The sequence below is a fragment of the Flavobacterium sp. UBA4854 genome (assembly GCF_002399805.1).
GTDB classification, from domain to species: domain Bacteria; phylum Bacteroidota; class Bacteroidia; order Flavobacteriales; family Flavobacteriaceae; genus Flavobacterium; species Flavobacterium ginsengisoli.
This window is the reverse complement of sequence record NZ_DHEI01000028.1, coordinates 113119-138433: the sequence shown is the minus strand read 5'-3', so window position 1 is coordinate 138433 and position 25315 is coordinate 113119. Positions and strand designations below refer to the sequence as shown.

25 protein-coding genes are annotated in these 25315 nt (G+C 34.1%); 11 read left to right on the top strand and 14 right to left on the bottom strand.

The window, feature by feature from the left end:
• Positions 1-19: 19 nt before the first annotated feature.
• The 7 genes from B3J44_RS03950 to pckA form a co-directional block, all read right to left on the bottom strand.
• Positions 20-1270 carry an aminotransferase class I/II-fold pyridoxal phosphate-dependent enzyme gene (locus tag B3J44_RS03950; protein WP_286965938.1) on the bottom strand — a complete coding sequence of 417 codons (1251 nt, stop codon included), beginning with the start codon at positions 1268-1270 and terminating at the stop codon, positions 20-22.
• Between the two features lie 177 nt (positions 1271-1447).
• Complete coding sequence (locus B3J44_RS03945) at positions 1448-2044, bottom strand: methyltransferase domain-containing protein (protein WP_286965936.1); 597 nt, start codon at positions 2042-2044, stop codon at positions 1448-1450.
• Positions 2044-2412, bottom strand: coding sequence for a glycine cleavage system protein H (locus tag B3J44_RS03940; protein WP_286965934.1), 369 nt, complete (start codon positions 2410-2412; stop codon positions 2044-2046). The genes B3J44_RS03945 and B3J44_RS03940 overlap by 1 nt, the downstream gene beginning before the upstream one ends.
• Positions 2413-2416: 4 nt before the next feature.
• Positions 2417-3514: a glycine cleavage system aminomethyltransferase GcvT gene (gcvT, locus tag B3J44_RS03935; RefSeq protein ID WP_286965945.1), complete on the bottom strand. Its 1098-nt coding sequence runs from the start codon at positions 3512-3514 to the stop codon at positions 2417-2419.
• A gap of 22 nt (positions 3515-3536) precedes the next feature.
• Positions 3537-3917, bottom strand: coding sequence for a glycine cleavage system protein GcvH (gcvH, locus tag B3J44_RS03930; protein ID WP_286965933.1), 381 nt, complete (start codon positions 3915-3917; stop codon positions 3537-3539).
• Positions 3918-3920: 3 nt separating this feature from the next.
• Positions 3921-4106 (bottom strand): hypothetical protein, encoded by a 186-nt coding sequence (locus B3J44_RS24250; protein WP_353889172.1) that lies wholly within the window; start codon positions 4104-4106, stop codon positions 3921-3923.
• Between the two features lie 41 nt (positions 4107-4147).
• The gene (pckA, locus tag B3J44_RS03925) at positions 4148-5743 is read right to left on the bottom strand and encodes a phosphoenolpyruvate carboxykinase (ATP) (RefSeq protein ID WP_286965931.1); all 1596 of its coding nucleotides are present in this window, start codon (positions 5741-5743) and stop codon (positions 4148-4150) included.
• A gap of 136 nt (positions 5744-5879) precedes the next feature.
• Here pckA and B3J44_RS03920 point away from each other — a divergent pair, with 136 nt between their 5' ends.
• Both B3J44_RS03920 and B3J44_RS03915 read left to right on the top strand, forming a co-directional pair.
• Positions 5880-6575 (top strand): Crp/Fnr family transcriptional regulator, encoded by a 696-nt coding sequence (locus tag B3J44_RS03920; RefSeq protein WP_286965929.1) that lies wholly within the window; start codon positions 5880-5882, stop codon positions 6573-6575.
• Positions 6576-6754: 179 nt separating this feature from the next.
• Entirely contained in the window at positions 6755-7483 is a 729-nt protein-coding gene (locus B3J44_RS03915) for a YoaK family protein (protein ID WP_286965928.1), read from the top strand.
• Between the two features lie 1332 nt (positions 7484-8815).
• Here B3J44_RS03915 and B3J44_RS03910 read toward each other — a convergent pair.
• On the bottom strand, positions 8816-10987 hold the full coding sequence (locus B3J44_RS03910) for a hypothetical protein (RefSeq protein ID WP_286965926.1): 2172 nt from the start codon (positions 10985-10987) through the stop codon (positions 8816-8818).
• 229 nt (positions 10988-11216) lie between these two features.
• On the opposite strand from B3J44_RS03910, the gene B3J44_RS03905 reads away from it, so the two are divergent.
• The 7 genes from B3J44_RS03905 (at position 11217) to B3J44_RS03875 (ending at position 17133) form a co-directional block, all read left to right on the top strand.
• Complete coding sequence (locus B3J44_RS03905; protein ID WP_286965924.1) at positions 11217-11621, top strand: septal ring lytic transglycosylase RlpA family protein; 405 nt, start codon at positions 11217-11219, stop codon at positions 11619-11621.
• 217 nt (positions 11622-11838) lie between these two features.
• A complete protein-coding gene (locus tag B3J44_RS03900; protein WP_008464569.1) occupies positions 11839-12606 on the top strand; it encodes a ParA family protein in 768 nt (255 codons plus the stop codon).
• A 5-nt stretch (positions 12607-12611) separates the two neighbouring features.
• A complete protein-coding gene (locus B3J44_RS03895; protein ID WP_095929441.1) occupies positions 12612-13514 on the top strand; it encodes a ParB/RepB/Spo0J family partition protein in 903 nt (300 codons plus the stop codon).
• Positions 13514-14074, top strand: coding sequence for a DUF5683 domain-containing protein (locus B3J44_RS03890; protein ID WP_198858376.1), 561 nt, complete (start codon positions 13514-13516; stop codon positions 14072-14074). The genes B3J44_RS03895 and B3J44_RS03890 overlap by 1 nt, the downstream gene beginning before the upstream one ends.
• A 40-nt stretch (positions 14075-14114) precedes the next feature.
• On the top strand, positions 14115-14816 hold the full coding sequence (dapB, locus tag B3J44_RS03885; RefSeq protein ID WP_198858377.1) for a 4-hydroxy-tetrahydrodipicolinate reductase: 702 nt from the start codon (positions 14115-14117) through the stop codon (positions 14814-14816).
• A 57-nt stretch (positions 14817-14873) separates the two neighbouring features.
• The gene (lepB, locus tag B3J44_RS03880) at positions 14874-16427 is read left to right on the top strand and encodes a signal peptidase I (RefSeq protein WP_286965914.1); all 1554 of its coding nucleotides are present in this window, start codon (positions 14874-14876) and stop codon (positions 16425-16427) included.
• Between the two features lie 91 nt (positions 16428-16518).
• Positions 16519-17133, top strand: a complete 615-nt coding sequence (locus tag B3J44_RS03875; protein ID WP_286965913.1) for a WbqC family protein — start codon at positions 16519-16521, stop codon at positions 17131-17133.
• A 68-nt stretch (positions 17134-17201) separates the two neighbouring features.
• Here the strand turns inward: B3J44_RS03875 and B3J44_RS03870 are convergent, their stop codons facing one another.
• The 6 genes from B3J44_RS03870 to B3J44_RS03845 all read right to left on the bottom strand — a co-directional run bounded on the left by B3J44_RS03870 (position 17202) and on the right by B3J44_RS03845 (position 23528).
• Positions 17202-18248, bottom strand: a complete 1047-nt coding sequence (locus tag B3J44_RS03870) for an endonuclease/exonuclease/phosphatase family protein (RefSeq protein ID WP_198858380.1) — start codon at positions 18246-18248, stop codon at positions 17202-17204.
• 19 nt (positions 18249-18267) lie between these two features.
• Complete coding sequence (locus B3J44_RS03865) at positions 18268-19131, bottom strand: rhomboid family intramembrane serine protease (RefSeq protein ID WP_286965910.1); 864 nt, start codon at positions 19129-19131, stop codon at positions 18268-18270.
• Positions 19132-19173: 42 nt separating this feature from the next.
• On the bottom strand, positions 19174-19986 hold the full coding sequence (locus B3J44_RS03860; protein WP_286965909.1) for a rhomboid family intramembrane serine protease: 813 nt from the start codon (positions 19984-19986) through the stop codon (positions 19174-19176).
• Positions 19983-21929 carry a DNA mismatch repair endonuclease MutL gene (gene mutL, locus B3J44_RS03855; protein ID WP_286965908.1) on the bottom strand — a complete coding sequence of 649 codons (1947 nt, stop codon included), beginning with the start codon at positions 21927-21929 and terminating at the stop codon, positions 19983-19985. The genes B3J44_RS03860 and mutL overlap by 4 nt, the downstream gene beginning before the upstream one ends.
• Positions 21930-22094: 165 nt before the next feature.
• Positions 22095-22667, bottom strand: a complete 573-nt coding sequence (gene ribH / locus B3J44_RS03850; protein WP_278020500.1) for a 6,7-dimethyl-8-ribityllumazine synthase — start codon at positions 22665-22667, stop codon at positions 22095-22097.
• A gap of 78 nt (positions 22668-22745) precedes the next feature.
• Entirely contained in the window at positions 22746-23528 is a 783-nt protein-coding gene (locus B3J44_RS03845) for a tetratricopeptide repeat protein (protein WP_286965903.1), read from the bottom strand.
• Between the two features lie 241 nt (positions 23529-23769).
• Here B3J44_RS03845 and recF point away from each other — a divergent pair, with 241 nt between their 5' ends.
• Both recF and B3J44_RS03835 read left to right on the top strand, forming a co-directional pair.
• Entirely contained in the window at positions 23770-24849 is a 1080-nt protein-coding gene (gene recF, locus B3J44_RS03840; RefSeq protein ID WP_286965901.1) for a DNA replication/repair protein RecF, read from the top strand.
• Positions 24850-25010: 161 nt separating this feature from the next.
• Positions 25011-25315, top strand: a 305-nt coding sequence (locus B3J44_RS03835) for a DUF2461 domain-containing protein (protein ID WP_286965899.1), incomplete at its 3' end; no start/stop codon positions are given.

Below are 25315 nucleotides of genomic sequence, written 5' to 3'. Positions count from 1 at the left end.
TGTTTTCATATTTTAAGATTTAAACTGTCGCCCCTTCTTGTTCCTCCTCTTTTTTGTATTGTCCTGAATTCAGATTAGACCTGATTTCTTTAAATACAGTTATGGTCCTTTGAACATCCTCTAAGGTGTGCACCGCAGTGGGGATCAATCGTAGAATAATCATCCCTTTTGGCACAACAGGATATACTACTACTGAACAGAAAATATGGTGGTTTTCCCGCAGGTCACTCACCAAAGCGGTTGCTTCACCCAAGGTACCATTGAGGTAAACAGGGGTAACTGGAGAATCGGTATTGCCGATATCAAAACCTGCATCGGTAAGGCCATTTTGCAGGCTGTGGGTAATTTCCCAAAGCTTTTCCCTGAGTTCGGGTCTGGTGCGAATTAATTCCAATCGTTTTAAAGCCCCAAAAACCATTGGCATTGGCAATGCTTTAGCAAAGATTTGTGAGCGCATATTATATTTTAGAAATAATATTGCCTTTTTCGTACTGGCAACAAAAGCGCCGATTCCAGCAAAAGATTTTGCGAATGTTCCAAAATAAAAATCAATACCCTCCTGAATACCTTGTTCTTCACCGGTTCCCGCGCCGGTTTTGCCCATACAGCCAATCCCGTGAGCATCATCAACCAGGAGTGAAAAATTATATTTCTCTTTAAGGGCTACAATTTCTTTTAATTTACCCTGATCACCTCGCATACCAAAAACACCTTCTGTTATGACTAATATTGCGCCTTTAGTTTCTTCCACTATCTTTTTAGCACGCTGCAGCTGTTTTTCACAATCTTCAATATCATTGTGCTTGAAAACAAAACGTTTGCCAAGATGCAATCGCATTCCATCAAGGATGCAGGCATGCGATTCCGCATCATAAACGATAACATCTTTTCGATCTACCAGGCTGTCAATGATTGATACCATTCCCTGATAGCCGTAGTTTAATAAAAAGGCATCTTCTTTTTGAACATAGTCTGCAATTTTCTGTTCAAATTCTTCGTGCAGTTTGGTATTTCCGCTCATCATGCGTGCCCCCATTGGGTAAGCAAGACCATATTGTCTTGTACCTTCATTATCGGCTTGTCTGACTTCAGGATGATTGGCCAATCCTAAATAGTTATTCAGGCTCCATACCAATTTTTTCTCACCATTAAAAAGCATTGTATTGCTAATCTCCCCTTCCAATCTCGGGTAGGCATAATATCCATGTGCATAATGAGCATGATCACCCAATGGACCTAGACGCGTGCTTATTTTATCCAGTATAGTCATATATTTTTTAGATTGAATTGTTATTTTTTAAGATTTAGTTATCTTTCAACTTCTTATCCTTAGTAGTTTATAGTACAATAGCTTTGTTATTAAATAAAATATTTTCTTAAAGGGTTTAGATTTAGAAATCAATATTGCCTTGCTTTTTTAATGTCAGCAAGTTTATGTCGTTATTAGTTAAGATGTCTTCAGCCAAAAAATCAATACACCCCCGCAAGCGGCATATTCCAGTTCAAAACTATCTGGGATTTCTTCCCAATTACTCCAATAGGTAACTAACCGCGTGCCGATAGGTGTTTTTTCAAGTTGTTCTTTTACATATTTAGAATAGGAATAAAACAGTTCTCTCTCCGGAGCTATTGTTTTATCAATTGAGCACGAAGAATCAATATTTTCATAAAAAGAATTATAAAAATAGAAGGCCTCATAGTCAGAGAAATTAATTTTATTGATGTTGGAATGAATAAATTCTACATTAGTTACATCGTACTTCTCAGCAATTTTTTTTGATAATTTAATAAGCGATGCTCTTTGTTCCACACCATAAAACCTGCCTGTTGTAGAAGCTGCTCCTACCAGGCAGAATTTTCCTGCCCCGGAACCAATATCCAATACTTTTTTATAAGGCCTATCAACCAAATACTCAGCTGCAAATTTGGCTACTGCAACCGGGGTCCAATGACGGGCTGCGAGTCTTTTTATTCTACTGGGATACAGTTCATTGAAGGTGGTATCCTCAACAGCTATATTTAATTTGAGGAATTTAAATATCATTATATAAGTTCTATATATTCTTCATTGGTTAATAATCCATAATTACCCACAACAGTAGAAACTCTTAATAGCCAATGATTGTAAGGATCTCGATTGATACTTGAAGGGTTGGTATCTAAAATGACGTTCGTGGCCATAACCTTGCAATCAATAGGGGCAAGAAGGGAAAAAGTTTGATTAAGCCCATAGATCTTCCCCCATAGTATTTCCTTTTTCATGTGCTCGCCGGTTAGTTCGAATTCAATTAAACTGATTTCGCCTATTTCTTTCTGTGCAAAATCAGTGATACCAATAAAATAATCGTATAATCCAATCTGTCTTAACCACAAGTGATTTTTGGTATAATATAGTCCTTTGGGAATAAACATACTTCTAGAAATTTAAATTTGAATAAAAGGGAGTCTGAACAATAATTGCCTTAACTGGTTTGTTTCTGATATTGATAAAAATCTCACTGCCAACATTTGATTTTTCAGAAGCAACATACCCCATTCCTATGCTTTTTTTTAAAGTAGGCGACATGGTACCCGAGGTCACGGTGCCTATAATTTGATTTTTTTCATCCCAGATTTCATAATCATGACGGGGAATGCCTTTGCCAATCATTTCAAATCCGACTAATTTTTTTGTTAGCCCATTCTCCTTTTGAATTTTGAGAGAATCACTCTGAATAAATTCTTTAGTAAATTTTGTAATCCATTCCAGTCCGGCTTCTAATGGAGAAGTCGTGTCATTGATATCATTGCCATACAAACAGTATCCCATTTCCAATCGCAGTGTATCTCTGGCCGCGAGTCCAATAGGCTCAATGTTATACTCTTTTCCCGCCTCGAAAATGGCATTCCATAATAGTTCTGCATACTTATTCTGTACATATATTTCAAACCCGCCAGCCCCGGTATATCCTGTGGCAGATACTATAGCGTTTGGAATACCTGCAAATTCGCCTATTTCAAACGTATAATATTTCATCTCAGCCAAATTGATACTGGTCAATTTTTGCAGGGATTTTGCAGCCAAAGGACCCTGAACAGCCAGTAGGGAAATTATATCGGAAAGGTTTGTTATGGTAAGATCTAAATAATCAAGGGCTATATTATTGATCCAATCCAAGTCTTTTTGGATATTAGAAGCATTTACAACCAATAAATAATCCTTCTCACTCATCATATATATCAGCAGATCATCTATAATGCCGCCAGTTTTATTTGGCATACAGCTGTATTGCACTTTTCCTGGGAAAAGTTTTGAAGCATCGTTTGAACTTATTTTCTGAATTAATGCCAGGGCATCTTTTCCCTGTATAAGAATCTCCCCCATGTGGGAAACATCAAAAACACCTACAGCATCTCTAACGGTTTGATGCTCAATATTTACACCAGCATATTGGACCGGCATTTCGTAGCCGGCAAAAGGGGTCATTTTTGCTCCAAGGGCGTGATGAATTGCATTAAGTACTGTTTTTTTGATGTTTACGCTTTGATTTTCCATATCATCGACCTATTAATAATGCATAAGCATCGGATTTTAACAGTGTCTCGATCTCAGCATTATTTTCAATTTTTACTTTAATCATCCATCCCTCACCATAAGGATCAGTATTAACCAATTCAGGATTTGTTTCTAGTTTGGGGTTTAATTCAAGGATTTCTCCTGTCAGCGGAAGGAAAAGATCAGATACTGTTTTTACGGCTTCAACTGTACCGAATACCTCATGCTGGTTTAATTTCTCTCCAAGGGTTTCAATTTCAACATAGACAATATCACCTAATTCGTGCTGTGCAAAATCAGTAATTCCGATATAGGCTGTATCATTTTCAATTTTTACCCATTCGTGGTCTTGTGTGTATAAAAGGTTTTTAGGCATTTCCATTTTTTATTGATTTTTAAGTTTGTTTTGTTTTTCTGGACAAGGCATATTCCCGTAAGCACAATAGATGCAGCATTGATCTGGCTCGGTTATTTCAAAAACAGCACTGCAGAACACGCATCTGCTGCTTAATATTTTACCTTTGAGCGGTATCCTCTCTGTATATTTAGAGCAGCACTCCGGGCACTGCATTATGGCTTTAGTGATGATGATACTATCCAATTTCAGCTTGGTTATAAATTATATTGAAGAACAGGTGCTCCGCCGCAGATTTCTTCATTGGCAAAATCTTCAAAAGCTTTAAAATTCGCTGCAAACTGATCTGCAAGATTCTGCGCCATTGTATCATAGGCTGTTTTATCATGCCAGGTATTTTTCGGATTTAAGATTTCAGAAGGAACATCGGGGCAGGAAACCGGCATTTGCAGTCCGAATACAGGGTGCTCTGTAAAATCTATGTTCTCTAGCTTATTTTCTAATACTGCGGTAATCATTGCCCTGGTGTAAGAAAGTTTTATACGCTCCCCAACTCCATACGATCCGCCGGACCAGCCAGTGTTGATCAGCCAGACATTTACATTATTTTCTTTTAGTTTGCTTCCCAGTATTTCTGCATATTTTGCCGGATGCAGTGGTAAAAAGGGTTTGCCAAAGCATGCTGAAAAAGTAGTTTGGGGTTCGGTTATCCCTGTTTCGGTACCGGCCACTTTGGCTGTATATCCTGAAATAAAATGATACATCGCTTGGCCGACTGTAAGTTTGGAAATAGGAGGCAAGACCCCAAAAGCATCACAGGTGAGGAAGAAAATATTTTTTGGAATACCTCCAATGGAAGGATTTACAGCGTTATCAATAAAATCAATCGGATAAGCAGCTCTGGTGTTTTCGGTTACTGATACATTATCATAGTCAACAATATCAGTTCCTTCTAAGAATCGTACGTTTTCAAGAAGGGTTCCGAATCGTACTGCAGAAAAGATCTGAGGCTCTTTTTCCTGACTAAGATTCACGCATTTAGCATAACATCCGCCTTCAAAATTAAATACATTTTCATTATCCCAGCCATGTTCATCATCACCAATTAATCCACGGGACGGATCAGCCGAAAGTGTAGTTTTTCCCGTTCCTGACAAACCAAAAAATACCGCAGTGTCTCCTTGCTTGCCAACATTGGCTGAGCAGTGCATGGAAAGCACCTTTTTTTCGTGAGGGAGTATATAATTCAGGACAGTAAAAATCCCCTTTTTTATTTCTCCTGTATAAGCACTGCCGCCGATAAGGATTACTTTTTTAGTAAAGTTTATTATTGTAAAATTATGCTGGCGTGTTTTATCAATTATGGGATCAGCTTTAAATTCAGGTGCAGCAAGTATTAACCATTCATGCTCAAAACTTTCCAGTTCTTTTTCGGATGGTCTTAAAAAAAGATTATGGGCAAATAAGCTCTGCCATGGGTTTTGAGTAATTACCCTGGCTTTTAATTGATATTCTTTCTTAGCACAGGCATATACATCCTTTACATACAGTTCTTCATTTGAAAGAAAATCTGTGACACGATTATATAGATTATCAAAATCCTCGGGAGCGAAAGGATGATTTATATCTCCCCACCAAATAGAGTCTGCTGTTTTTTCATCTTTTACAATATATTTATCTTTAGGTGAACGGCCTGTAAATTCCCCTGTGTCACAGGCTAATGCACCTGAACTGGTTATAACTCCCTGCTGCCTGTTTACGGTTTGTGTTACTAATATAAGTTCAGATAAATTCCAATGGATTGTTTTAGAGGCATTAATACCAATACTTTTGAGTTGTTCAATATGTTTCATGATTCTCATTGAGATAAAATTTTATTTTAAATTGTACAAAAGTAGACAGATTTGAAATCGATTTAGTTGATTAAAATAGTACATAAAACTTGATTTAAATCAAGTTTTAAAAAGACATGGGAAAAATATCGTAACTTTGAAATTAGCTATGATTTCAAAATTCATCTTTAATAATCAGTATATTTTAAACGAGTTGCCTCAGTGTGACAAGGACCTGCTTGCAAAGGTAATGCAGAGTAAAAAATATGTTAAAAATCAGACAGTATTTACTGAGGAAACATTGCCAACTGGTATTTTTTACATTCAAACCGGCAAAATCAAAAAGTTTAAGGTTGATAATGATGGAAGGGAACAAATCATTTATATCTACAATTCCGGAGAATTTTTTGGTTATACAGCTATACTAAGTGAGCAGGCATACGGAGATACCGCCGTGGTTATTGAAAATTCAATTATTTCATTTATTTCTAAAGACGACTTTTTTAATGTCCTTAATAATTCTGTAGTTTTTTCACGATTGCTTTTAAAATGTCTCAGCCGTGAGTTTAGTGTGATGGCAAATTTGATGGCTGTCTTATCACAGCGTACTGTAAGAGAGCGTGTGGCCCTTAGTTTATTGATTCTGCATGATAAATATAAAATAAATGATGACCCAAAAGATGTTTTTATTACACTTTCCAGAGGAGATTTAGCCAATATGGTAGGCACTGTAAATGAAACCCTGGCAAGGGTACTTCATGATTTTAAGAATGAAAACCTTATTTGGATGGAAGGGCGTAAAATTCAATTAATGAATTTTCAGCAATTAATCCATATAGCCAATTTTTATTGATGATAATATTTTAAAAATTAGGGAATCTGATTTGCAAAAAAATATTTGAAATCCGGGCAGTTACTTTGTTTGTAAAATAATTAGCAGCAGAAAAAAGAGTACATAATTCATAGAAGAAAGGCATTTAGAACATAATGTTTGACTGTTAAGGGCTATCAAACTTAAAAAAGGTTATTAAAATGTTCAAACACCACGGAAAAAAAAGAAACTTAAAACATAATCTAAAAATTGCTTCTCTTCTATCGTTTGTTGCGGGAATGGTAAATGTTGCAGGTTTTTTTTCCGTTCAAACCCTCACAACAAATGTCACGGGACATTTTGCATTTTTTGTAGATGAAATTTTTAAACTTGATTTCTTCACAGCATTTATCTACTTTGGTTATATATTCTTCTTTTTTATGGGGTCTTTTACGTCTAGTCTCCTGATGGAATTGATAGTACGCAGAAGAGAAAATATTGTGCATCTTATTCCTGCTTCCATTGAGATTGCAATTTTATTTTTTATTGCCGCCTTTGGGGATAATCTAATTGCCACGTTTCCCAATGTAATTTCTTTTACATTGCTTTATGCAATGGGAATGCAGAATTCATTTGTTACAAGGATCTCAAATTCTATTGTTCGAACCACTCATTTAACGGGCCTGTTTACCGATTTAGGTATTGAACTATCTCAACTTTTTTTTTACAGGGAACAAAATAAGAAAGCCGAACTTTTTTCTTCAATTAAGTTGCGAATTACAATTATCAGCTTTTTTTTTATTGGGGGTATCACAGGAGGTATTTTTTATTCAAGAATAGGACTGCAGGTTTTATTTCTTGGAGGCTTTGTATTACTTGGCGGGCTAATTTATGATAATATAAAACTAAATTTAATCTTATTGAAACGTAAATTAAAAAGTAGACAGTAATTCTACTTTTAATACTTTGGTAAAACCGGAGACATATTCCCTATTTCCATCTACCAAATGATTCCAAACTACGGCCATTGTAATGCACTGCGCCAGACCAAAAATTAAAAGCGGAAAAATACTTGTAAAAAATTATTAGTAATGTGTAATTTTTACCTATTAATTATGTGATTGATTTTTGAGAGCATACAGTTTATTTCTAAGTTTTTTAGTATTAGAGTTCTGAGATCAGTTTTGAAGTTTGTAACATAGGATGAATTGATTTTAACATGCTGAAGAAAAAACCATTATTCCCATGAAAATATATAGGTAAAATAGGTACGTCTGCTTTGCAGATAATTTTACCTACTGCGGGATGCCATTCAGGATCTGTGATTTCGCTCGTCTTAAAATTATAAGACAGAAACTTCTCCGACAGGAAATATTGCAACAGGAATACCTTCTTCGAGAGCTTTAAGCGTCATTTTTAATCCCGTAATACTTGCAGAATTTTGAATATTTTCAAATGGATTTGCTGCAATAATGCATTTTTAAAGATTTGGAATTTGCTTTAATAAAAAATTTCCCATATACATTGTATCGGGACGTATTTTAGCAATTGTACTTAATAAAGCCAAAGATTCGATACCTCCATATGGGATATGGGTGATTTGCAACAACTATAAATGCTCCTTCACGAGGAATATTTAGTAATTCGGAGTCATCAAATTGGACTTTCACTCCAATTTTCATTAAAACATAATTTCTTAGAGAAGTACAAGATAATTATTCTATTATTTCTGTAAAACTTCAATTTTTAAAAAGCACACAAACATAGAATAAAAATCTGTCATCCTCTCTCTCAAAATCGGCAAGATGGATTCATTGTTGAAATAATTTGCAAAAGACTAAGGGCTGGCTTATTAATGTTATATCACTTCAGTTTCGACCATATCCATGAGGCAATGTTGCAATGAAAAAAATCCATATAAAATTGTATCACAAAACCATTTTTCATACATTTACATATAGAAAAGTACATTGACTGACTGAGATTAAATTGATTAAGGAAACAAAGGGCTATAAGATAAGTCATTATAAATGAGACCTATTCGGCTACCCTTTTATAACTAAATTTTATAACAACCACACAACCAACGAATTAAGGAGAAGGCATATAATCCTGCCACCCCGACAAAAGCCGAACAGAAATGTTCGGCTTTTTTATTTCTATAAACTTAAAACATCAACTTTGCGTTTTTGCAACTTTACGAGCAAAAAACGCAATAGAAAAATAAAAAAAACTCCGAAAATCAATAGTCTTCGGAGTTTTTGTTTCGAGATTTTTTTTTATTATTTCCCCATACTAATATAAGAAGGATACGATTCACGTTTTGGCAAAACAAATTCCTCATCAAAAGGCTGCGTGCCTTCGCCATTATTATAAGACGCTACACGTTTTGCACCAGTTGACGTGTTTCCACCCGTATTATTTATAACATTTTGAATATTACCCGATCCAGCAAAACGAGTAATGCACATTTTCTCCAATTTCACATTTGGGCTGTTTGGTATTTCAAAACCATTTTTCTTATTCACATTTCCATCCGTTCCTGTAAAAACTGCATAGGAACCCATTCCGATTGTATGATGTTCTTTGACGGTATTTGCTACTTTAAAAGCCGCATAACCATCAACTCTTCCTCCTTGGCTGCTCCAACTTGCTTGATTCGGAGCATCGTATGGAGGTTCATTCTGAAAGAAAAAAGTTCTCCCGCGCTCACCAAGCCATAATACTTCGTATTCCTGATAATGCTCAACAAATAATGCATAAAGCGTAACATCATTTCCTGTAACAATAAGTCCGTTTTTACATCTATCTCTCGTCCAGCGTGCATCGCCTCCTTTTTGCGAACCATGATCAGCACGCCACAACCAGAAATGATCTCCCACAACATTATTACTATTTATTTGCATGGAAGCCTCAATCTGAATATTTTTTGACTGAACTCCACCTACTCTACAAGTAATATCGCTAAGCAAAATAGGATCGGCGCTGTGATCCTCCTTTGCTCCTTCATTACCAATTCTAATTTGATACGTGGTACTATTTAATGAATCCATCAAAAGTCCCGCAATGACAATTCCGTCTTTATCATCTGCATAAATGCATCCCCAACTATTTTTCTCAGTAGGCTCAAGTGTAACTGATGCAATACCTGCTCCTAAAAGAATCGCATCTTTTCTATTTACTTGAATTGGAGCATTTAATGCATAATGTCCTGGAGTAAAAAATATATTTTTGCCAGCTTTCAAAGCTGCGTTAATTTCTTTATCGGTATCTCCTTCTTTGGCAACATACCAACTTGCAATTAAATCTTGAACTTTACCTTTACCCATATCTTTCACAGACCAAGAAACCCCAACTCTATCATTTTGCCATGCAGGAACAAATACTTTGTATTCTCCATCATTATCAATAAAAAGGAAAGGTTTTTCTCTGATAATAGGCGTCGTAGGAATAGGCGAATTACTATCATCTGCTTCAGGAGCATTGACGCAACCTTGCCACACCATATTATAAGAACCTCCCATGGCACCAGAACCCGAAGGAAAAACAGCATTTCTTGTATACCATTGTTGCTGTCCGCCCCAATTCGGCCTTGACGTAGTGTAATGAGCATCGGCAATAAAACCGCCACTTCCCCAAAAATTGGTATCTCCAATATCCGAAATATACTTAGAAGTACTTTCAATCAAAAGTCTTCTTGCGCTCGTTGATTGAGAAACCGTCCACGAAAAATCACGCATAATTTCTACGTTTTCTACAGAACGCCAAAACGTACATGTTGCATTTGCTCCGCCAGAAAGATGCGGTCTTGTAAATATTGCGCCCAATTTAACGTCAGAAGGCACTTTTCCTAAACCTCCAATATGAGAATAAAACCCTAACTCTATAGCATTTGCCTCTTTTGACGATGCAGAACCAGAACCACCAACATCATAAGTCTGACCATTTACATTTGGTTTAAAGTAGTAAGCTTGACGTTTTGTTGTCCATTCGCCATTTGCACCACCTAAGCCAATACTGCTAAACTGAGAATTAATTTCATTTCGTGCCGTTTCGGCTTTTTCGTGTTTTCGATCATAGAAATACATATTGTCTCCAAAAATTTGATTTTCGAGAGAAATTACAATAGTGATATTGTCACGAGTGACCTTATAATAATTCTCATATTTAGCTCCATTAGGCTTATTGTCAATAAATATCAATTTAGAGGTCGATCCCACTGACACAAATTCTGATGCTAAACGACTTCCTCCTCTTGTAATAACATAATTTCCCGAAGAGCCAAAAGCCGACCATGATAATATAATAGTATGTTTCTTTTTGTCGTAAACAATTTTGCGTTCTATTTTTTTGTTTCCCTCCATTGTTTCGTTAATCGAATCAGGTGAAACAAAACTGCATAAAAACAGAAAAAACGCAAATACTGCAAGTAATGAGAATGCTTTTTTACTCATAAGAATGTTCTTTTTTGTGGTTTGATAGATTGTAATAAATGTAATTTTTAGAAATCCCAAAATAGCAATAATCTTTAACCCGTATCTTCATTATAACATTCAATTTTCTTATCAAAAACACTACAAAAACTGGATATTTTGCCTTTTTATAACATAAAGAAAGCTTATTGAACTCATCCGTTTGTCTTTAATCGCTTTTTTTTGTGCGCAAATAGAAAGAAAAAATCAAATGAAAAAAATTGTACTATTTATTGCTTTACTTTTTTTCACCATTATTAAAGCACAGCAAAAAAACAGCTCTCCTATTGACTCGTGTGCGCTAATTAAAGAAAGTATTTTATATAAGAAAAATGCACACGCTTCCTATTATCATGATAAATTTAATGGACGAAAAACAGCAAGTGGCAAAAGATTTAATAATAATAAACTCACTGCAGCGCATAAAAAATTTCCTTTTGGCACTATCCTAAAAATAACAAACGAAATAAATAAGAAATTTACAATTGTAGAAGTTACAGACAGAGGCCCTTTTGTAAAAGGACGAGAAATTGACCTCAGTAAAAGAGCATTTATGGAGATTGCTTCAAATAAAAAAAGCGGTTTAGTTTATGTTACAATTGAAATCTTAAAATAAGATTTTTTTCGAAACAAAAATAGATTCTTGTCTTTTTGCAGCTAGAATATCAACTAAATTATTCAAAAATCTTATTATAATTTTATTCATAACTAAAATTATTTTCCGCCAAGCACCCATGAAACCACGATTAAGCGAACTTTCACAAATGTTAACAAAATAGATTTTCAAAAACCATAAATAATTGTATTTTTACGGTTCAAAATTCAGAAAATAAATGGGCAAAATCATTGCTATTGCTAATCAAAAAGGAGGCGTTGGAAAGACTACGACATCAGTAAATCTTGCTGCCTCATTAGGTGTTTTAGAGAAAAAAGTATTGTTGATCGACGCAGATCCACAGGCCAATGCTACATCTGGTCTTGGAATTGACGTAGAAACAGTTGAAACTGGAACTTACCAAATACTTGAGCATACTGTAACACCAAAAGAAGCCGTTTTAAAATGTACAGCTCCAAACGTAGATGTGATACCAGCTCACATTGACCTTGTTGCTATCGAAATTGAATTGGTTGACAAAGAAAACCGTGAATACATGCTTAAAAAAGCATTGGAAGAAGCAAAAGAAGAATATGATTATATCATTATCGACTGCGCGCCTTCTTTAGGTTTGTTAACCTTGAATGCCTTAACAGCAGCAGATTCTGTAGTTATTCCTATTCAATGTGAATATTTTGCACTTGAGGGATTAGGAAAATTATTGAACACTATTAAGAGTATTCAAAAAATACACAATCCTGATTTAGACATTGAAGGTTTATTGCTAACAATGTACGATTCAAGATTACGTTTATCTAATCAAGTTGTAGAAGAGGTTCAAAAACACTTTAACGACATGGTTTTTGACACTGTAATTCAGCGAAATGTAAAATTAAGTGAGGCTCCGAGTTTTGGAGAAAGTATCATTAATTATGATGCTACAAGTAAAGGTGCTGTAAACTATATTCATTTAGCTCAAGAAATTATAAAGAAAAACAGTAAATAGTTTTTATGACAAAAGTAATTAAAAAACAAGCCTTAGGAAGAGGATTATCTGCACTATTAAAAGATCCAGAAAACGACATTAAATCAGTAGAAGACAAAAATGCTGATAAAGTTGTTGGAAACATCATTGAGCTTGAAATAAGTGCGATTGAAATAAATCCGTTTCAGCCTAGAAGCAATTTTAATGAAGAATCATTACGCGAATTAGCCACTTCCATCAAAGAACTTGGTGTAATTCAACCTATTACTGTTCGTAAATTAGATTTTAATAAATATCAATTAATCTCTGGAGAGCGTCGTCTTCGTGCATCAAAATTAGTAGGCTTAACTCATGTTCCTGCCTATATTCGTATTGCAAATGACAACGAATCTTTGGTTATGGCTTTGGTTGAAAACATCCAGCGTCATGACTTAGATCCAATTGAGATTGCTTTATCATACCAGCGTTTAATTGACGAAATTCAATTAACTCAAGAACAAATGAGTGAAAGAGTTGGTAAAAAACGTTCTACAATTGCCAATTATTTACGTCTTTTAAAATTAGATCCGATTATCCAGACAGGTATTCGCGATGGTTTTATAAGCATGGGGCATGGTAGAGCAATTATCAACATTGAAGATTTAGACGTTCAGACCGATATTTATCAAAAAATCGTTAGTCAAAATTTATCAGTTCGTGAGACAGAAGCTTTAGTTAAAAATTATCACGAAGGTTTACAGCCAAAAGCTGACGGAAAGCCAAAAGCTGATGCTGCATTCGTAGTTAGAGAAACTCAAAAAAACAGTTTTAACGATTATTTTGGCTCAAAAGTTGATATAAAAGTCGCTGGCAACGGAAAAGGAAAAATTACAATTCCATTTAATTCTGAAGCTGACTTTAACAGAATTATGAAATTAATAAACGGATAGTGAATAAAATTGTCCCCATTGGTCTATTGTTCTTTCTAACAGGAACCGTTTCTCTTTTTGCCCAAGCAAAAAAAGACACGGTTTTGGTCGTAAAAGACACTACTGCATTAGAAGAAATAGACCCGCTTACACCAGCAAAAGCAGCTTTCTATTCTGCTGTATTACCAGGTTTAGGTCAAGCATACAACAAAAAATATTGGAAAATTCCATTGGTTTACGGAGCAATTGGAACAAGTTTATATTTCTATATAGACAACAATAAAAAATACCATGATTATCGTGACGCCTACAAACGAAGATTAGAAGGCTATAATGATGATAAATATAAATATTTGGATGAAAGCCGACTTGTTGCTGGTCAAAAATTCTACCAGAGAAACAGAGACTTATCTGCCTTATTTGTTGTCGGATTTTATGTTTTAAACATTATTGATGCCAATGTTGACGCAGCTTTGATACAATTTAACGTAAATGAAAGACTCTCAATGCGTCCAGAAATTTATCCTGCCGATGTAACATTTAAACCAAACGTCGGACTAACCTTTAATTATAAGTTTTAATAGATTGAATTCTATTTAAAAAATCAAAAAACAAATCATAATGAAAATTGCGCTTTTAGGATACGGAAAAATGGGCAAAGTAATTGAAAGAATTGCTTTGGAAAGAGGTCATGAAATAGTTTTAAGAAAAGATGAATTTAACACCTATGACGGACTTTCGACTGCTGATGTTGCCATCGATTTCAGTGTTCCTTCTGCAGCAGTGAGTAATATTTCTGCATCTTTTAATGCTAATGTGCCTGTAGTTTCAGGAACTACTGGATGGTTAGAACATTATGACGAAATGATCGCACTTTGTAATGAGACAAAAGGAGGATTTATTTCTAGTTCAAACTTCAGTTTAGGAGTAAATATTTTCTTTGGATTAAATGAATATTTAGCTAAAATCATGAAGCAATTCGATTCTTATAAAGTTTCGATGGAAGAAATTCACCACATTCATAAACTTGATGCTCCAAGCGGAACAGCTATTTCTTTAGCTCAAGGCGTTATTGAAAACAGCAATTACGCTAATTGGACTATGGAAGAAGCTAAAGCAAATGAAATCCAAATTGAAGCAAAAAGAATTGGAGAAGTACCTGGTACTCACACAGTAAATTACGACTCTGCCATTGACAGCATCGAAATTAAACACACTGCTCATAACCGCGAAGGTTTTGCCCTTGGAGCTGTTATCGCTGCAGAATGGCTAGCAGGGAAACAGGGAATTTTCTCAATGAAAGATGTATTAAACTTACAATAAATTGACTTAAATTCAAGATTAATAAAAACTTGAATTTGAAACTTAAAATACAATATTATGACATTTTACTCTTGGTTCGTATTTTTCTTAGCCGTTCAAATTATTCATTTTCTAGGAACATGGAAATTATATCAGGCAGCAGGAAGAAAAAGTTGGGAAGCAGCAATTCCGGTATACAATTCTATCGTTTTAATGAAAATTATTGGACGCCCAACATGGTGGACATTACTGCTTTTTATTCCAATCATTAACTTAATTATGTTTCCAGTTATATGGGTAGAAACTTTAAGAACTTTTGGCAAAAAATCAACTTTAGACACTATTTTAGGTCTTTTTACTTTAGGTTTTTACATTTATGTTGTCAATTACACACAGAAATTAGAGTATAATAAAGACCGTAAATTAACTCCAGAAAATAAAACTGCAGATACCGTTAGCTCTTTATTATTTGCAATTATAGTAGCAACATTAGTACATACTTATGTTGTACAACCTTACACAATTCCGACATCATCTTTAGAAAAATCTTTATTGATTGGTGATTTCTTATTTGTGAGTAAATTAAACTATGGGCCTAGAGTCCCAATGACCACTGTAGCTTTGCCAATGGTTCACGACTCTATTCCTTTAACCAAAACTAAATCCTATTTAAGCTGGCCACAATTACCTTATTTAAGACTTCCAGCTCTTCAAAAAATAAACCGTTGCGACATTGTCGTCTTCAACTGGCCGGTCGATACCGTTCATTACTTCTTTGAACCAAAAGGAAGACCAGGTGTCATTAAACCAATTGATAAAAAATCAAATTACGTAAAAAGATGTGTTGGTATACCTGGAGACAGCTTATCAATAAAAGATGGTTATGTTTTTATTAACGGAAAAAAATTAGTTTTACCTGAAAGAGCAAAACCACAGTATTCATACGCTGTAGCATTAGACGGAAAAACTCCAATTGACTTTGAAACGATCTTCAAAGAATTAGATATTACAGACCCAGCAGGTTTTAGAACCGAAAAAAGAGACACACTTTACTTGGGTTCATTAACTGAGGCTGGAGCAGAAAGATTCAAACATACTCCTGGAGTTACTGCTGTAATTAGAAAAATTGATACAGGAAATAACAATGATATTTTCCCTCATATCAACAAATGGAACCAAGATAACATAGGACCTATTTATATTCCTGAAGCTGGAAAAACAGTTGCATTAACAAATGAATCACTTCCTTTCTATAAAGAGATTATTACAAATTATGAAGGAAATACTTTAGAATTACAAGGTTCTAAATTCATTATTAATGGAAAACCTGCTACAACATATACCTTCAAACAAAACTATTACTGGATGATGGGTGACAACCGTCATAACTCAGAAGATAGCCGTTATTGGGGTTATGTTCCAGAAGATCATATCGTAGGTAAACCAGTATTCATTTGGATGAGCTGGGATACTAACGGAAAAGGAATTAACAAGATTCGCTGGAGCCGAGTATTTACAACTGTAGATGGCGAAGGTCAGCCTCAATCTTACTTTAAATATTTCTTGATAATTCTAGCTATTTATTTCGTAGGAGATTTTATCTGGAAAAAAAGAAGAGAAAATAAAGCATAATTAAAAAAAAGTTATTTTTGTGTCAGGTTTCAAGTTTCACGTTTTTACGTCAACTTGAAACCTGAAACTTTTAAACTTGAAACAAAACAAAATGAATTCCTTAATACTTCCAACTTATTTCCCATCTATCAGTCATTTTGCCGTAATTGCGCAATCAGACAACATTACTTTTGAAATGGAAGATAATTTTCAGAAGCAGACTAATAGAAACAGAACTTATATCTATAGTCCAAACGGAATTCAATTATTAAATATCCCTGTTAAGCATTCTAAAGCTACACATCAGAAGACAAAAGACATTTTGATCGAAAACGAATTTGATTGGCAGAAACAGCATTTTAAATCGCTTGAAGCGGCATACAGAAGCTCTCCGTTCTTCGAGTACTTTGAAGACGATATCGCTCCTATTTTCGAGAAAAAACACCAATTTTTGATGGATTTAAACTTCGAAGTTCTAGATGTTGTAACTAAATGTCTTCGAATGAAACTGGAATTTGGAAAAACCGCAGAATACTTTCACGAAGTAAATGATTTTAACGATTTCAGATATTTGGCAAATGGTAAAAAAGATGCTAATTCTTTTGAAAAATACACTCAGGTTTTTGACGACAAACATGGCTTCATTAATAATTTAAGTGTTTTGGATCTACTTTTTAACGAAGGAAAATTTGCAATGGATTATTTAAAAACACAGAAAATCGTATAAATTATGAATTGTAAGTTATGAGTTATGAATTCTCATATCCTCTTAACTTATCACTTTCGATCAATAAATCATTCCATCGACAATCTTGTCATAATGGGATAATGATCTGAATTTTCGAAATCAGGGAAGCTTTCAAATTGCTTTACTTTCATTTTATTGTCTGTAAAAATATAGTCAATTCTTGCTGGATAATACTTAAATTTATAGGTAGCTCCAAAACCTTCTCCCGCTTCTTCAAAAGCATCTTTCAATTTTCCTTTGATGCTTCGGTATACATAAGAAAACGGACTATTATTCATGTCTCCACAAATAATCATTGGAGTTTTGCAGTTTTTTATATGCTCTCTAAAAATCTCAGCCTGTTCTTGCTGTTGCTTAAACCCTTTGCTTATTCTGCCATAAATTCGCTGAGATTTCTTTTGGTTAACATTATCAATATCATCTGATATTTCACTTACATCAGGAGAAATTTTAATAGACTGCAAGTGCATATTATAAACACGAATAATATCTTTTCCACGCTTAATATCGGCATAAACTACATTATTATCTGATTTTGGAAAAATAATTTTTCCTTCTTCAATAATTGGGAACTTAGAAAAAATAGCCTGTCCGGTTTTTATTTTTTTTCCATCTATAAAAATATAACGGTGCGGATATACTTTCAAATCTAAATGCGCCGAATTAGAATATTCTTGAATACACAAAATATCAGGATCTTTTTCGTCTATAAAAGCTTTAATATTTGCTGGAATATCATCGCGATCAAGCCATTTAAAAACATTAAAAAGACGAACATTGTAACTCATAACAGAAAAATCTTTTTCGTCTTTAACATACTCTTTTGCAGAAAACTTATAGAACTTACTAATGAATGTAATACCTGTCAATAAAACTAAACCAGATAAAATAAGACGTTTTTTGAACTGAATTCCCCAATAGACGAAAAACAATATATTGGCTACAAAAAAAGCAGGCATAAACAACGTAAGCACCGATAAAAGCGGAAAACTTTTAGGTGCTAAAAAAGGTAAAACATAGACGCTAAATGTAAGCACAGTTAGCACTATATTCAAAAAGAACATTATTTTATTAAACCAAGAAAGGTTTTTCATATTTAATTCTCCTACAAGTTTATTTTCCAGCTTTAAATAAAAACTCTTTTTCTTCTTTTGTCAGACAATCATATCCTGATTGACTAATTTTGTCTAAAATTTCATCTATCTGTTGCTGCGTTTTGTCTTTCGTAACAATTCTTGATGTTGTTTTTTCTGTAGGTTTTTTGTAATTTTTATGAACTTTTGTGAATGGGGTCGTAGGAGATTTTCTAAAAAGATTTACGAAGAAATCTAAGGTTTTAGAAACAATGATACTTAAATCGGTACCGTTCTGGAGTAATTTAATATATACAAATCCGAAGAAAGCACCAGCAAGATGAGAAATATGTCCGCCCATATTTCCTAAACGAAACTGCATTAAATCTAAGATTATAATAACAGCTGTGATGTGCCAAAGTTTTACATTTCCGAAGAGAAATAATCGCACATTCATTAACGGAGAATATGTCGTTGCTGCAACTAGAATAGCCATTATAGCCGCAGATGCACCAACAATAGAACCGCTGATATTAGAAAAGTAAAAACTTAGCGCAAAAGCTACTCCTGCAAAAAGAGCGCTTAGAAGATACAATCCTAAATATTGCTTTTGAGTAAAATAAGTAAGAAACAAAGTGCTTGCAAAATTAAGCACCATCATATTAAATAACAGATGAAAAAATCCGTCGTGAAAGAACGCATACGTTAAAAAAGTCCAAGGTTTAAACATAAAAACCTGAGGATCTGACGACAAAGCCAGCCAATTTGGAAATGCAAACTGACCTACTGAAAATTGATAGAAAAAGATAAGTGATACAATAAAACATGCTACGTTCCAATACATAACTCGCATAGCAATACCACCCAATCTATACTGTAATTTTAAATCGTCTAGAATATTCATAAAAATTCTTCTATTTTAGAATTCGTACTTTAAAGTTAAAAATTAATTCCAACGGTTGTTATTGAATTGATTTTTTTTCCAATACAACATCATTAAAAAGCCAGCAATTGCACCACCAACGTGTGCAAAATGTGCAATTCCAGTTCCGCCGCTTCCAAATAGAGAACTTCCTTTAAAACCTAAGAATAAATCAATTGCTAAAATTCCAGGAACAAAATATTTTGCTTTGATTGGAACAGGAATAAACAAGAGCGCCAGCTGAGCATTTGGAAACATAAATGCAAAAGCAGTTAGCAAACCATAAATTGCTCCAGAAGCTCCCAAAACAGGCGATTGCACAATGAAACTTGTTTCTCTCAATATATTAAACTGCTCTTGATTACAATGTGCTTCGCTTAAAATATTCAAAACTTCACCCTGAACCATTTTACCATTTGAATCAAAAAGAGATTGATAATCAGCATTTAATATTACGTGAAGATCCGATTTAGACAAATTCAAATTAGATACAGAATCTAAAAGAGAATGTATTTGCAAATAATTTACTCCCGTATGCAATAAAGCAGCTCCAAGTCCACATGAAATATAGAAAAACAAGAATTTCTTTCCGCCCCAAAAATGCTCTAAAGCAGATCCAAAAGAAACCAATGCAAACATATTAAATAAAATATGCATGAAATTTGGCAATTGTGCATGCATAAACATATGCGTAATGATCTGCCAAATCCCAAAATTGTCACTTTCAGGATAATACAGCATTAAATACTGATAGGAAACAGGCACCAATTGAGAGCCAATAAAAAAAATAATATTAATAATTAGCAGTTGTTTAACTACTGGAGTCATATTCATCATACGGCAAACTTTTTATCTATATCTTCAACACGCATGGTAATGAAGGTAGGTTTTTGAAAAGGCGAAATATTTGGATCTTTGCAGGCAAACAAACCGTTTACCAAATTATCTTGTTCTTTTTCGGTTAAATAAGATCCTGTTTTAACCGCTAAACTTTTAGCCATTGATTTGGCAATTGTATCGTTCTGACTGTAACTATTACCAGGAATTCCGTCTTGCAAATCGCTTAATAATTGCTCTATGACCTGCGAAACTTCACTTTCTGTAATATTTACCGGAATTCCAGAAATTACAACATGATCCGTTTTACTTTCGTCGAAAACAAATCCTGTTGTTGCCAGTGAAGGTTTTAATTCTTCGATTAATTCCATTTCAGATGCTGAATAAAACAAATCTAAAGGAAAAAGCAACTGTTGGCTCGAGGCCTGATTGACCGTCATATTCAGTAAAAATTGTTCGTACAAAATTCGCTGATGCGCGCGCTGTTGATCAACAATAATCATTCCTGATTTTATTGGCGAAACAATATATTTTTTATGAATTTGATACGTTTTCTGAGTAGCTTGTTCTACTTCTTCGTCATTAAATAAAGAAGAAGTCACTTCTTCGTTTTCGAATGTAAAAGGCGAACTTTCAATGCTTTCTGGATTTTCAACATCTAAACCAACATATAAACTTTCCCAGCTTGCAGTTGGCTCTACTCTTTTAGAATAGCCTGAATATGATCCAGAAGATGATGATCCTGATGAAGAAGATGAAGACGAAAAAGAAGAACCAGAACTATATCCTGATGACCCCGAACCAGCTTTACTATAATGCTGATTGGTTTTATCATCAGTAAATGGATTAAAAGTTCCGTCTACTTGAATCGTTGGTACTTCTGCTTCTACATCTTTATAATGATATGGCGTATCTAAATTAGAATCTCTATCAAAATCTAAAACCGGCGCAACATTAAATTGTCCTAAACTATGCTTTATAGAGGCTCTTAAAATAGCATATAATGCTTGCTCGTCATCAAATTTAATTTCCGTTTTAGTTGGGTGTATATTAATATCAATTGTGTTTGGCGGAACCTGCAAATACAAGAAATAACTTGGCTGAGAACCGTCTTTCAGCAATCCATCATATGCAGACATTACAGCGTGATGCAAGAAACTGCTTTTTATAAATCGATCGTTTACAAAAAAGAACTGCTCTCCTCTATTTTTCTTAGCAAATTCAGGTTTACATACAAAACCTTGAACATTTATAATTTCGGTATCTTCGTTTACAGGAACTAATTTTTCATTCGTTTTTCCAGACATAATACCAACAATTCGCTGGCGATATCCTGCTGCTGGAAGATTATACATCTCACTTCCGTTATGATAAAAACTAAAATGAATATTAGGATGCGCCAATGCTACACGCTGAAACTCATCCATAACATGACGAAACTCAACCGTATCTGACTTTAAGAAATTACGGCGAGCAGGAATATTAAAAAACAAGTTTTTAACCGCAAATGAAGTCCCTTTTGGCAAAACAGCTACTTCTTGCGAAACAAATTTACTTCCCTCAATTACAATATGTGTACCTAGTTCGTCCTGATCTTGCTTAGTCTTCATTTCCATGTGTGCAATCGCTGCAATAGAAGCCAAAGCCTCTCCACGAAAACCTTTTGTACCAAGAGAAAATAAATCTTCTGCCTGACGAATTTTTGAAGTGGCGTGACGCGCAAAACACAAACGTGCATCTGTAACTGTCATTCCGACTCCATTATCAATAACTTGGACTAATGATTTGCCCGCATCTTTAATAATTAATTTAATATCAGTTGCCTTCGCATCTACAGCATTTTCTAACAATTCTTTTACGACTGAAGCTGGTCTTTGAACCACCTCTCCAGCAGCAATTTGGTTAGCAACGTGATCAGGAAGCAATTGAATAATACTCGACATTAAGCAAAAATAAGTTTAAAAGTTAGATTAGGTTTTTGCAAACCAAGAAGTACAAATTTAGTAAATTTTGATTGGCTTTTAGAATAAGAACAATCATAAAAAAAACAAAAAACCTATACCGTTATTACACAGTATAGGTTTTAATATTTTTTAAAACAAATGTGCTTATTCGTTTTCTATTTTCTTCGGAGAATCTTCAATTTGAATTGCTCCAGAAGTTAATAATGGCTGATTAAAAACGTGAGCTATTGAAGCTTGCTGACGAATATAAGCCATTTTAATTGCTGCAATTGCCGCTTCAGTTCCTTTGTTTCCGTGAACTCCTCCACTTCTATCAATTGACTGTTGCATATTATTATCTGTTAAAACACAGAAAATAACTGGAACATCAGTCTGAACATTCAAATCTTTAATTCCTTGTGTAACGCCTTCACAAACAAAATCAAAATGTTTAGTTTCTCCTTGAATTACACATCCAATTACAATAACCGCATCAACATTTTGTGTTTGAAGCATTTTTTTAGCTCCGTAAATCAACTCAAAACTTCCTGGAACATTCCAACGGATAATTTGCTGAGCAGGTACATCGCAATCAACTAGAGCATCAAAAGCACCATTATAAAGTCCTTCTGTTATAGTATCATTCCATTCAGAAACAACAATCCCAAACCGAAAGTCTTTCGCGTTTGGGATTGTGTTTTTATCGTATTCTGATAGATTTTTATTTTCAGTAGCCATCTGTACTATTTTTGTTATTAAATTTCAGACTGCTAAAATACGAATCTAAAATCTAAAAACTGAACTCAAATAGTATAATTATTGTGCTAATCCGATCAAAGCATCAACAGATGCTGCTTCTGGAGTACTGTCGTAATTATCTTTAATATCATTAAAGTATTTCAAAGCATCTTCTTTTTGCCCTAAAGCCAAAGCAGTTTTTCCAGCTTTTAATAAGAAACGAGGCGTTGTAAAATCATTTTTGTTAGATTCAGCAGCTTTTACATAAAAATCTAAAGCTTCTTTTTGCTGATTTTTTTGAGAATAAGCATCTCCTGTAGCCCCTTTAGCTAATGCGCTCAAGATTACATCTTCAGATTTAAATTCACCTAAATATTTAATTGCCTCATCAAATTTACCAGTATTCAAGTAAGCGATACCAGCATAGTAGTTTGCTAAATTTCCAGCATCAGTTCCAGAATATTCGTCAGCGATTTTGATAAATCCGAATTTACCTTCAGAACCGTTTAATGATAATTTGAATAATGAATCGCTAGAAACACCGTTTACAGCTTTTTCAAAGTTTTGTTGCGCAACAAACATTTCACTTGCAGCCTCTTCTTGTTTAGGAGTTGCAATAAATTTTTGGTAAGCCAAATATCCAATTGTAGCAACTGCGATACCAGCAACTAAACCAATAATGATTTTTTGATTTTTAGCCACCCAATCCTCAGTTCTTGAAGCCGTTTCATCTAATTTTGAGAAAACTCCAGCTGTTGTGCTGTCTTTTTCGTCAATAACTACTTGTTGCTCTTCAGTAACCACTTCTTTTACTTCCTTTTCTTTTGGTGTCTTATATCCTCTTTTATTGTAAGTTGCCATTTAAAATTTATTTAGTGAACGGCAAAAATAAAATTTTTATTGAAAATGACGTAAAAAATTTCAATTTTATCACTATTTTAAAAGAAATATTTTCTTTTGTGATTTGCACTTTCGCGGAAGTGCTAAAATAAATTGGCTGAGAATCGCCCTAAAGCCAATTATATCGATAATTTTCGGTAATTTGCAGCCTCAAATTTTTACTGTTCAAAAACGGTGAATTTTACACTTGGAGTCCCTAAAAATGCATTTAAACAAAATCTCATTATTCAATTACAAGAACTTTTCTGAAGCAAGTTTTGATTTTGACATCAAAATCAACTGTTTTGTGGGTAAAAATGGCATTGGAAAAACCAATGTGCTCGATGCTATTTACCATTTAGCTTACGGAAAAAGTTATTTTAATCCGCTTGCTTTACAAAATATCAAACACGGTGAAGAGTTTTTTGTAATTGATGCCGAACTCGAAAAGAATGAGAGAACCGAACAGATTGTTTGCAGTTTAAAAAAAGGGCAAAAAAAGGTTTTAAAGCGAAACGGAAAACCTTATGATAAATTTTCAGATCATATTGGATTTATTCCGCTTGTAATTATTTCGCCAGCCGATCGCGATTTGATTATTGAAGGAAGCGAAACACGTCGTAAATTTATGGACAGTGTGATTTCGCAATTAGACGCGACTTATCTGCACGAATTAATACAATACCAAAAGGTAATTACGCAACGAAATGCACTTTTAAAATATTTTGCTCTCAATCATGTCTTTGACAACGATACCTTATCTATATATAACGAACAACTGCAAGGCTACGGGAAATCGATTTTTGAAAAACGAAAAGATTTCTTAGAGCAGTTTATACCTATATTTAATAGACATCATCAAGCAATTACAGGATCTGAAGAAAGTGTGCAGTTGGTTTACGAAAGCCATTTATTCGAAAAAGATCTTTTGACCCTTTTACAAGAAAACATCAATAAAGATAGAGCGTTGCATTACACAACCGTTGGAACTCATAAAGATGATTTGTCTTTTGAAATTGATTCACATCCGATAAAAAAATTCGGATCGCAAGGACAGCAGAAATCTTTTCTGATTGCTTTAAAATTGGCGCAATTTGAATTCTTGAAAAAACAAAGTGGTGTAAAACCAATTCTTTTGTTTGATGATATTTTTGACAAATTAGACGAAACGCGTGTTGCCAAAATCATAGAAATGGTAAACAGCGAGACGTTTGGACAACTTTTCATCTCAGATACTCATCCCGAAAGAACCGAAGCGATTGTAAAATCAACGCATCAGACTTATAAGATATTTAATTTGTAAAGTTTTTTTGCCACAGATTGCAAGGATTAAAATGATTCAATCTGTGTAAATCTTTTAATCTGTGGCTAAATAAGAAAACAAATTAGTGTAAATTCGTGCAATTAGTAGCAAACTAAAAAAACGAATTAGAAAAAAGTAACTGCAATCAAAAAACACAGAATATGTTAGCGAAAGAATCATTGCAATTTTTAGACGATTTAAAAAAGAACAATAACCGTGAATGGTTTCAAGAAAATAAAAAACGATACGAAGTTTTCAAAAAAGATTACCATCAATTGGTAAGCGATTTTTTGGATGCAATGAAACCGCTTGATCCTTCATTAGAATTATTAGAAGTAAAAAATTGCACTTTCAGAATTAATCGTGACATTCGATTCTCAAAAGACAAATCTCCATACAAAGCGCATTTAGGAATCTGGATGTCTGGCGGAACAAAAGGTTTAAACCGCGCCGGATATTATGTACA